Below are 8,497 nucleotides of genomic sequence, written 5' to 3'. Positions count from 1 at the left end.
CTCTCGGAGATGGCGTTGACGGCGGAGCAGTTGGTGGTGATCGGTCGGGGTCGGTTGATTTCGGATTCGACGGTGGCGGAGTTCGTGGATCGCTCGTCGGAGTCGACGGTGCGCGTGCGCAGCCCACAATTGGACGCTCTCCATGCCGCATTGACTGCCCACGGACTGACTGTCCGCGAGGAGCATTCAGGATCGGAGCCGGTGTTGGTGGTCGTGGATTCGACCACTGATGCGATCGGCGGTCTGGCTGGTTCGCAGGGAATCGTGTTGCACGAGTTGGCGTCTGTGCAGGGATCGCTCGAGGATGCGTTCATGAAGTTGACCGGAGACGATGTCCAGTACCACGCATCCGGTATCGATCCGGGTGCCGGAGCCCACCACACAAACACACAGCACGCTATGGGAGGTGCACTGTAATGGCTGTTCTCAGTGCTGAACGTATCAAGATCACCACGACCAAGTCGCCGCTGTGGTGCACGATCACAATCATCGTCCTAGGGTTGGGCGTCGCCTGGATGATCGGGCGTTCGTCGAGTTCGAGCATTCAGGCGTACAACGACGAAGCCGCATCAGGAACTCCTGATTTCGAGAAGTTCCTCCCCACGTTCAATGAAGCGGGACTGGGAGTTTCCGGCTTCGGCGTCATGGTCCTGATGATCATGGCGGCCCTCGCGATTACCAGCGAATACCGCTTCGGCATCATCCGCACCACCTTCCAGGCCATCCCGAGCCGGGCTTCGGTCCTGATCGCCAAAGCCGGCCTGATCGGCGCCTTCGGCGCGGCGCTGTCTTTCGTTCTCATGCTCGGCGCGGTATTCATCACCAAAGCTGCTGCAGGCTCTGAAGGTTCCACCAATCTGGCACTCGACAACGCCGATGCCTGGCGCGCCGTCTACGGCGTACCGATCTTCGCCTTCCTCTGCGTTGTCCTTGCCATCGCCGTCGGAGCACTCCTGCGGCAATCTGCCGGCGCTATTGCATTGCTCCTGCTCTGGCCGCTGCTCATCGAGAGCCTGTTCGGCATGTTCGGATCCTTCGGTAGAAACGTCACACCGTTCCTCCCGTTCGCCAACGCCGACCACTTCCTCTCTTCGGGTTCGAGCACCAATTTCCATTGGGGCCCTTGGGGAAGCCTGTTCTACTTCGCAGCATTTGTGCTGGTGGTTTTCGGAATCAGCATCGCCGTCGTCAACAAGCGCGACGCCTGACCTAACACCAAGACTGGCCGTACCGGAGATGTTCCGGTGCGGCCAGTTTCTTGTTGCCACAACCGCGGTCCACAGAAGTTAGGATAGGCTCACTTCCATCTGATTCGGCAACGAACTGAGGCAACGGACAGCGATGCAGACTCTGACAACCCAGACTATTTCCACTCCGGGCACCGAAATGCGTGTGTGGCGCACGCCGGCGCTCGATCGGAAATGCATCGTCTTCCTGCATGGCGCCGGAGTTGATCATCGAATGTTCGACGACCAGGTCGCGGAACTCGCGGGCGCCTATTCCCTGGTGCTGCCCGACCTACGCGGTCAAGGGCTGTCGATTCTCGAGGAAGGCCACCGCGCCACTCTCGACACTGTGATCGACGACGTGAAGGTCATGCTCGACTCGCTCGGAATCGATCGTGCAAGCATCGTCGGACACTCGTTCGGCGGAAACATCGCGCAGGAGTTCACCCATCGTCATGCGAATCGAGTAGACAAGCTCGTCATGATCGGCAGCCCTGGCCAGCACCGGGAAATGAGTGGAACCGCTGCCTCGGCGATCAAAATCGGCACGCATTTGTATCAACGGATCCCGTGGGGTCCCTTTGCCTTTTACAGTGGCCGGTGGTCGAGTCGAAATCCCGCAACTCGCAGATACGTTGCAGACTGCATGCTGGCCGCCGGACGGCAGACCTGGCTGGATCTGGGAACAAGCGGGTTCGCGTCACTCTGCCCGGTGGATACGGCACCCCGAAAGGAGACCCTCCTGATGCGGGGAGAGGTCGACATGCCGCGCCAACTCGATCGAATCTACGACGCCCTGAGCGACCAGCTACCGGACCTGATTCGCCGGGTGGTGATCACCGGCGTCGGACATCAATGCACACAGGACAATCCGGAAGAGGTCAACCGCGCGCTGGTCGAGTTCTTGGCAGACTGACCTCACGTGTCAGCGTTCCAGGTGCGCGGCAAGCTCTTTCATCCAATCGAGGAATGCCGGCGGGCCGTCGAACTGGACGCCGTCGACAGCAGCCACTTCCGGTGCAATGTCATCGCCCTTGACCACCAACGCTTCTCCACCCGAGGCAAGGACAGCAGCAAAGGCAGGTAGGTCACCACGGTCGTCGCCCGCGTACGCGACGACGTCGACGCCTGCGGTGGCGATCGCGCGAAGGAGGCCTGTCCCCTTGTCCTCCTCAACGGGTGGACGCAATTCTTCGACCAACTTGCCGGGCTCACGCCGCAACCCGGTCCGGCTCGCGATTTCTGTCGTCGCTGCTTCCACCAGGCGCTGCGCGACCGCTCGATCCGCGGCCCGACGCCAATGCACAGCCACCGCAAGGCCTTTGCTCTCGACGTGGATGCCAGGAACTGACTGAGAGTCGAACAGGCGACGCAGTTCGGCTTCTGCTTCGGCGACGGCATCACTGAACGCAGCGACGGCCGGAAGCACTTCGATTCCGTTCTCCGTCCAGGTCTCGACGCCGTAGGAACCCATGAGAACAACCGAATCCAGACTCAGTCGTTCTCGCAAGAACGACGCCGGCCGTCCCGAGAGCAAGCCCACCACGCCGAAGTGCCTCGACAAAGTCGCGAGCACCTCCTCGGCACCGGGCAGGAGCGCACTGGCCGACGGATCGTCGACGATAGGTGCAAGCACACCGTCGAAATCCATCACCAGTCCACAGCGAGCTGGATCGGACGTGAGTCGGAGGATGACGTCCGAAGCGGTTCGCATGGTTCGAGTGTGCCAAATCGATCGCACCCGCAATACCAACACCGGATCAGAATGTAATCTCTGCCACTTCGTCCAGGTTGTCCGGAAAGCGCAGGGTGAGCCGTGTCCACTCCCCTCCGGCGCCGATTCCGTCCGTTACAGTTCTCACGACGCTTACCAACTGGGGGGGTAACGATGAGCGAATTGACTGTCGTCACTGACGACATCCGAAGGTACGGCTCGACGTCGGCCGAAGCTGCAGGACACATCGCGCAGGCCGCCGCCGTCGATCTGGGCGCCAACATCGCGGCAGTCGCACCAGCCGTCGGTCCTGTCGGCATCGAGTTTCTCGAGGCATTCGCGCGCGCCCAGGCAACTCACACCAAAGATGTTGCAGCACTGGCGACCTTCTACGCCGGCAACGCAGCAACGGCGAGTGCAGCCGCTCAGGCCTACGACACCACAGATCTTTCAACCGCGTCAGATCTGGCCGGCATCGCTGGATCGACGGACGTGACCGCGTGAACAGCGATCGCGTCGACACCGATCGCATGAACACCGAAGACGACTCGACGACGGTCCTCGAATTCCTTCAAGGTGGTGCTCCGGCCCCGGCATTGCCGAACAACACGGTCGAATCGATGCTCGCCGGCATACCGGTTCCGGCATTACCCGGAATCGAAGATCTGTTCGCGCCGTTGATCGAACTCGGGAAGAGCCTCGGCACCGGCACTTTTGCCGGCACCGATCCCGTCGGCATCTTCAACCAGGCGTCCACTCTCATCGACCAAGCCATGGGACTGTCCCAAAGGGCAGTCGCCGAGGTGGGCCAGACCTGGAACAGCACCGGCAGCGAAGCCGCGACCGAACTGTCGCGATCCGCCCAGAACAGCGGCGCAGAATTGAGCGAACGCGGAACCGCGATATCGAAAACCGCTGCTGCCGCCGCGGAATCGGTGCAGCGAGGCAACGCGAATCTCGCGGCGATCGCGCAGTCCTTCGCGACCACGGTTGCAGCTGCTGCACCGATCGCGTGGACACCACCAGGACAGGCGATGCTGATTGCCTCCGCAGCCGAACACATGCAGGCAGCCGTCGCGGCGGTGACACAGACTCGCGGGGAAATGCTCGGGCACACCGCTGCCATGAACGCCCTTGCCGGGTCGATCCCCGTGCCGACTCCACCGATCGGTGAGGCTCTCGCCAACCTTGCCACTCCGGAGGCGCTCGCCGACGCCGCCCGTCAGATCGCCCAACCTCTGGCGGCATCAGCCGCGTCGGCATCGCCGCTGTCTGGATCGCCGCTGTCTGGATCGACCGATGCCGGCGACGCACCGTTCTCCACCCGCTCAGGCGCCGACGCCGTTCGGACCTCGGCAGCGCAGGCAGGCGCCGGACTTCCGACCGGCGTCGACAAGCTGTGGGGCGCAGGCAATTCGTCGACGTCACTCGCAGCCGGCGGGTCGCCGTCGCCCAGTGCGACAGCGAGCTCCGGCGGAGCATGGGTGGGTGGAAGCGGCACTACCGGTGGAACGATGAGAGGTGCAGCGGGAGTTGCTGCAGTTCAACCGGTTCCGGTAGCAACGCCCGGCCTGGGTGCACCATCTTCGGCGGTCGGCAGTAGCGGCATATCGCCGGGCGGCATGATGGGCGGCGGTCCTCGCGGAACGCGGGACGACGAGTCGTCACGCACGACTCCGGGGTATCTCGTCAGCGCCGGTGACGAAAACTCGATGGTCGACGATCTACCGATGGTGTCACCGCCCGTGCTCGGTGCCGAGAATCCCGATCAGTACCTGTTCCGAGATCTCTGATCGGGACTCCCCGGCCGGGGCGGCATTACAACCTCAAACGAAGCCCAACTCCCGTACCGCCGCACGCTCCTGCTCCAATTCGCTGACGGACAGGTCAATCCGTTCGCGTGAGAAGTCGTCGATCGCGAGATCCGGAACGATAGCGAATTCACCATCGGCACAGGTCACCGGGAAGGACGAGATCAATCCTTCGGGCACCCCGTAGGAACCGTCCGAACAGACGGCCATGGATACCCAGTCGTCCTCGGCCGTTCCGATCACCCAGTCACGGACGTGGTCGATCGACGCGCTGGCCGCACTTGCCGCAGAGGACGATCCACGCGCAGCAATGATGGCGGTGCCTCGCACCTGCACAGTCGGGATGAAATCGTTCTCCACCCAGTCTCGGTCGTTGATCACCGCGAGCGCAGGCTCACCCGCGACGGTCGCGTGGGACAGGTCCGGGTACTGCGTCGCCGAATGGTTTCCCCAGACGGACACCTTGCGCACCGACGACGCACGAACGCCGGTCTTCTTCACCACCTGCGCAATCGCTCGGTTGTGGTCGAGGCGCGTCAGCGCACTGAACCGAGTATCGGGTACATCCGGCGCGTTGTTCATCGCGATGAGAGCGTTGGTGTTGGCCGGGTTTCCGACGACCAGCACCTTGACGTCCGAGGCTGCGTTGTTGTTGATCGCCTTCCCATGCGCTGCGAAAATAGCGCCGTTCGCGCTCAGCAAGTCGGCGCGCTCCATCCCCTTGCTCCGCGGACGTGCACCGACCAGCATCCCGACGTTCGCGCCGGAGAAGGCGACATCGGGATCGTCGGTGATGTCGATGGAGCTCAGCAAGGGAAATGCGCCGTCTTCGAGCTCCATCGCGACGCCTTCGGCTGCGGACACGGCGGCGGGAATCTCGAGCAGTCGAAGTTTGATCGGTACGTCAGCGCCGAGCATCTCCCCCGCAGCTATGCGGAAAAGCATGCCGTATGCGATCTGACCCGACGCTCCGGTCACCGTGACGGTTACGGGCGCAATACTCATTGCCGACTCCTCACCTGCCGTTTTCACGACTGTCCGTTCTACAACGCTGTAAGAACGGTTTCCACGCTAGTCGAGTAATCCGGCCACTTCGTGGTCCGTCAGTGTGGTTCTCGGCACTCGTCCCTCCGCCGTCACGAGTTCGACGGCGCGGTAGAGCGGACGCTCGGCCAGTCCGGCGCCGCGGGCTTCGGCACGCAACTGTTCGATCAGCACCGAGGACAACGCGGCAGCCGGTACCAACTCACTGGCCGCCAGGGCGTCGGCGAGCTTGCGGAGTGCAAGGATCTCCAATTCGCGCCCGCCCCCTGCCGTGTAGAGCGCGAGCGGTATTCGCACGGTGGACCGACCGTCACCGAGTGTCAGGCTGACCTCGCTGATCCGGCCGGATCGCACCGTCAACGCCGCCGTGAGCACCTCGGCCACGTCGACGTCGTTGGTGCGAAAACCAGCTTGTGCTCGAATCCTGTTGCCATACAAGGTGATATGCCGGCGCAGCGTCATCAGAATCGCCAGTGACGTCGGAACCGCGATGACGGCACCGACGATCACTCCGACCGTCATCGTCGAGAACACACTGACGATCAACCCGACGACCACACCGAAGACCACCACAACAACGGCGAACTTCTTCAGCCGCGGCGCGATCAACGCCACGGGAACCAGATCGAGCGAAACCGGTTCAGCCTCAGTGCTCAACGAGATCCCCGAGCTTGTCGACAACTTGGTCGAGCGGCACCGTCTCCTGCTCACCCGTCGCCAATTGTTTGACAACGACAACGCCCTCTTCGAGCTCGCGCTCGCCGAGAACCAACGCGACTGCGGCGCCCGAGCGATCGGCCGCTTTCATCGAGCCCTTGACGCCACGATTTCCGTACGCCAGGTCGACGCGAATCCCATTGGCACGCAACTGGTGTGCGATCTTCACCAGTGCCGCCTTCGCCTCGGCTCCCATCGGTACACAGAAGACGTCGACACGTGCCGGTGGCGCAACCGACTTACCCTCGGCCTCGAGCGCGAGAACCGTGCGGTCGACGCCGATTCCGAACCCGATCCCCGAGAGCGGCTGTCCGCCCAGCTGTTCCATCAGTCCGTCGTAACGACCACCACCACCGATTCCGGACTGCGCGCCCAGTCCGTCGTGCACGAATTCGAAGGTCGTCTTGGTGTAGTAGTCGAGGCCGCGGACCATGCGCGGGTTGACGACGTAGGGAACTCCCAAGGCGTCGAGGTGCGCTAGTACCTCGTCGAAGTGCGCCTTGCAGCTCTCCGAGAGGTGATCGAGCATGAGCGGTGCGCCGGCCGTCATCTCGCGTACATCTGGGCGCTTGTCGTCGAGCACCCGAAGCGGGTTGATCTCGGCGCGTCGACGCGTGTCTTCGTCGAGCGGGAGTGCAAAGAGAAACTCCTGCAGCAGTTCGCGGTACTGCGGTCGGCAGGTGTCATCGCCGAGAGAGGTGATTTCGAGGCGGAAGCCGTCGAGCCCCAACGACCGGAATCCGGCGTCGGCGATCGCGATGACCTCAGCGTCGAGCGCGGGGTCGTCGATCCCGATGGCCTCGACGCCGACCTGCTGCAACTGGCGGTAGCGGCCGGCCTGCGGGCGCTCGTAGCGGAAGAACGGGCCCGCGTAGCTGACCTTGACCGGCAACTGTCCACGATCGAGGCTGTGCTCGATGACGGCACGCATGACACCGGCGGTTCCCTCGGGACGCAACGTCACCGAACGGTCACCGCGATCGGCGAACGTGTACATCTCTTTGCTGACGACGTCGGTCGACTCACCGACACCGCGCGCGAACAGGCCGGTGTCCTCGAAGATCGGCAATTCGATGTGGCCGTACCCGGCCAACCTGGCGGCGCGCGTCAAACCGTCACGAACGGCGACGAATTCGGCTGACTGCGGCGGAACGTAGTCCGGAATTCCCTTGGGTGCAGAGAAGGTGCTGGCTTTACTCACGAGAGGTACTTTTCCTTATTCTTGTGCGCTGAGTCCAACGAGAAACGGGTTCGAGCTTCGCTCGGCGCCGATCGAACTGTTGCCACCGTGCCCGGGCAGGACCACGGTCTCGTCACCGAGTACCAGTAGCTTCCGGGCGATCGAAGCGAGCAACTGCTCGTGATTTCCGCCTGGCAGGTCGCTGCGCCCGATGGAACCCTGGAACAGGGTGTCACCGGTGAACGCCAAGTCCGCAGGCCCGCTCTCGGTGTTCGCCTGGGTGCGGAACACCACCGATCCCTGCGTGTGCCCGGGCGTGTGGTCCACGACGAACGTCATTCCGGCCTCGGTGATCTTGTCTCCGTCACTCAGTTCGATCACCTCGTCCGGCTCCACGAACGTCATGCCCTGAATGAATTCCTTCATCGTCGGGCCGATCCCTCGTGCCGGATCGCTGAGCATGTAGCGATCCTCGGGATGGATGTACGCGGGCACGGAGTACCGCTCACAGACCTCGCGGGCCGACCACACGTGATCGAGGTGACCGTGGGTCAGAAGTACTGCATTGACCGACATGTCCTTGGAGTCGAGATATTCGAAGAGCGGCTCGGCTGCATCCTGACCCGGATCGACGACTACGCATTCGCACGCGTCGTCCTGAGCGAGTATGTAGCAGTTGGTTTGGAACATCCCGGCCGGAAAACCAGTGACGAGCACGGGGGCAACTCCTCTTCGAAGGGTGGAAACGAACAACACGCTGTCGGTTACAGCCTAAGCTGCTGCCCCGCCAGTAAGTTCTCAGGTT

General features: G+C 62.8%; 9 protein-coding genes and 1 pseudogene. 5 read left to right on the top strand and 5 right to left on the bottom strand.

Going from position 1 to position 8,497, the window contains the following annotated elements; all coding sequences use genetic code 11:
- The 3 genes and pseudogenes from AC1DVN_RS29235 to AC1DVN_RS29225 all read left to right on the top strand — a co-directional run.
- A pseudogene (locus AC1DVN_RS29235) lies at positions 1–417 on the top strand (ABC transporter ATP-binding protein); the annotation flags it as partial.
- Positions 417–1,208 (top strand): ABC-2 transporter permease, encoded by a 792-nt coding sequence (locus tag AC1DVN_RS29230; protein ID WP_019748317.1) that lies wholly within the window; start codon positions 417–419, stop codon positions 1,206–1,208. The pseudogene AC1DVN_RS29235 and the gene AC1DVN_RS29230, both read left to right, overlap by 1 nt.
- A gap of 133 nt (positions 1,209–1,341) precedes the next feature.
- Entirely contained in the window at positions 1,342–2,142 is an 801-nt protein-coding gene (locus AC1DVN_RS29225; RefSeq protein WP_070386639.1) for an alpha/beta fold hydrolase, read from the top strand.
- Positions 2,143–2,151: 9 nt separating this feature from the next.
- On the opposite strand, the gene otsB is transcribed toward AC1DVN_RS29225, so the two are convergent.
- Positions 2,152–2,940, bottom strand: coding sequence for a trehalose-phosphatase (otsB, locus tag AC1DVN_RS29220; protein ID WP_019748315.1), 789 nt, complete (start codon positions 2,938–2,940; stop codon positions 2,152–2,154).
- Between the two features lie 174 nt (positions 2,941–3,114).
- Between otsB and AC1DVN_RS29215 the strand changes: the two genes are divergently transcribed.
- Together AC1DVN_RS29215 and AC1DVN_RS29210 are read left to right on the top strand one after the other, a co-directional pair.
- Complete coding sequence (locus tag AC1DVN_RS29215) at positions 3,115–3,444, top strand: type VII secretion target (RefSeq protein WP_182261921.1); 330 nt, start codon at positions 3,115–3,117, stop codon at positions 3,442–3,444.
- A complete protein-coding gene (locus AC1DVN_RS29210) occupies positions 3,441–4,733 on the top strand; it encodes a hypothetical protein (protein WP_477846757.1) in 1,293 nt (430 codons plus the stop codon). The genes AC1DVN_RS29215 and AC1DVN_RS29210 overlap by 4 nt, the downstream gene beginning before the upstream one ends.
- A gap of 33 nt (positions 4,734–4,766) precedes the next feature.
- On the opposite strand, the gene AC1DVN_RS29205 is transcribed toward AC1DVN_RS29210, so the two are convergent.
- From AC1DVN_RS29205 to AC1DVN_RS29190, 4 genes are all read right to left on the bottom strand, one after another.
- Positions 4,767–5,756, bottom strand: a complete 990-nt coding sequence (locus AC1DVN_RS29205) for a malate dehydrogenase (RefSeq protein WP_477846758.1) — start codon at positions 5,754–5,756, stop codon at positions 4,767–4,769.
- 66 nt (positions 5,757–5,822) lie between these two features.
- On the bottom strand, positions 5,823–6,452 hold the full coding sequence (locus tag AC1DVN_RS29200; RefSeq protein ID WP_047888379.1) for a hypothetical protein: 630 nt from the start codon (positions 6,450–6,452) through the stop codon (positions 5,823–5,825).
- On the bottom strand, positions 6,442–7,713 hold the full coding sequence (gene hisS, locus AC1DVN_RS29195) for a histidine--tRNA ligase (RefSeq protein ID WP_019748310.1): 1,272 nt from the start codon (positions 7,711–7,713) through the stop codon (positions 6,442–6,444). The genes AC1DVN_RS29200 and hisS overlap by 11 nt, the downstream gene beginning before the upstream one ends.
- A 15-nt stretch (positions 7,714–7,728) precedes the next feature.
- On the bottom strand, positions 7,729–8,409 hold the full coding sequence (locus AC1DVN_RS29190) for an MBL fold metallo-hydrolase (RefSeq protein ID WP_477846759.1): 681 nt from the start codon (positions 8,407–8,409) through the stop codon (positions 7,729–7,731).
- Between the last annotated feature and the right edge of the window lie 88 nt (positions 8,410–8,497).

Source organism: Rhodococcus sp. P4_E4 (genome assembly GCF_056401575.1).
Note: the sequence above shows the minus strand (reverse complement) of the source record. Positions and strands in the feature narration are given on the sequence as shown.